1 protein-coding gene is annotated in these 1,406 nt (G+C 47.9%); it reads right to left on the bottom strand.

All coding sequences use genetic code 11. From position 1 onward, the window contains the following. Positions 1-115 precede the first annotated feature (115 nt). Positions 116-1,288 (bottom strand): lipid-A-disaccharide synthase, encoded by a 1,173-nt coding sequence (gene lpxB / locus LAY57_RS35580; protein WP_249072210.1) that lies wholly within the window; start codon positions 1,286-1,288, stop codon positions 116-118. Positions 1,289-1,406 lie beyond the last annotated feature (118 nt).

The following is a 1,406-nucleotide window of genomic DNA, read 5'->3' as shown; positions in this document are numbered from 1 at the left end:
CCTCTCCCACTCTCCCACTCTCCCACTCTCCCACTCTCCCCCTCTACTCAAATAGCATAGTAAGTACGGAAGAGCCCTTCGGGGCGATCGCTTTCTCCAATTACGGCGATACGGATTATGTGGAACGCAGTTGAAGAATTTCTTTAGCCGCGCGATCGCACACTCCCACATCTCCCAAAGCTTGTCGCATCTCTCGATAGTCCGCTAAAGTTTGCCTGCGCCGATCGGGATTTAGCAAATTCATCGCCTCCCGAACAATATTTTCTGGAGTAGCTTCCTCTTGCAGCAACTCTGGCACAATTGACTTCATCTGCACTAAATTAGACGGCGACATGAAAGGAATCGAAAACTTTAGTAAATTGGTAGCAATCCAAGCGGTAATATGATTAACCCGGTATATCACCACTTGCGGAACTTCTAAAAGCGCAATTTCTAGATTAACCGTGCCAGATTTAGTAATAGCTAGGTCAGCCGCTGCGATCGCTTCCTGCGTCTTATCGGCAACTAATGTAGCACGCAAATCGTAATTTTGGATGGCTTTTTCGATCGAGTCCCGGTAGACTTCAAGAGATAAGGGAATCCAGAATCTCACATTCGGAATTTTTGCTTGGATTTGCTGCGCTGCTTGGAACATGACTGGCAAAACATATTTGATTTCCTGATGTCGGGAGGCGGGTAAAAGTGCGATCGCTACCTCATCCTCAGAAATTCCCAATTCAGCACGCGCTTGGAACCGCTTGGGACTAGAAATCATCCTGTCTATCAACGGATGACCGACCCAGCTAACTTTTACCCCTTTTTCTTGGAAATAACGCGCTTCTTCTGGGAAAATTGCCAATACAAGGTCTGTCATTTTCACAATTCGATCTGTATTGTGCTGACTCGGCGACCAAACCCATTCCTGCGGGGCGATGTAGTATGCGATCGGCACCAACGGAAAGTGGCGGCGAACATAACTGCCGATCCCCAGATTTGGCCCCATATAATCGATCAGCACCACTAAATCTGGCGGGTTTTGCTGGAGGTATTCTTTAGCGCGACGCTGAATCTCAAGGGTGGGCCAAATATATGGTAGGGATTCCAAAATTCCCACCGAACCGATCGCGCTGGTATCCCCCAACAATGTAGCCCCAGCCGCCGCCATCCGCGACCCCCCCAGCGCCACGATTTCTAATTCCCACCCTAATATTTGTGCTTGGCGCTTTAGGGCGTCAATTAGCAACCCTCCCTGCAAATCGCCAGACACTTCGCCAGTACTGATGAATATAGTTTTTCGCTTCGAGTTCAAAATTTTTCTATGTTGCGCGGTTTTAAAGAGTGTATCAACTTTTTATCAGAAATTTGGGTCTAAAACCCCGTCCTTCCAGGACGGCTTCTAAAATGCTAGGATTGTATCGTCAAGGTTG

The sequence above is a fragment of the Argonema antarcticum A004/B2 genome (assembly GCF_023333585.1).
Taxonomy (GTDB): Bacteria; Cyanobacteriota; Cyanobacteriia; order Cyanobacteriales; family Aerosakkonemataceae; genus Argonema; species Argonema antarcticum.
The sequence above is the reverse complement of the archived record's forward strand: the minus strand, read 5'-3'. Positions and strand labels throughout refer to the sequence as shown.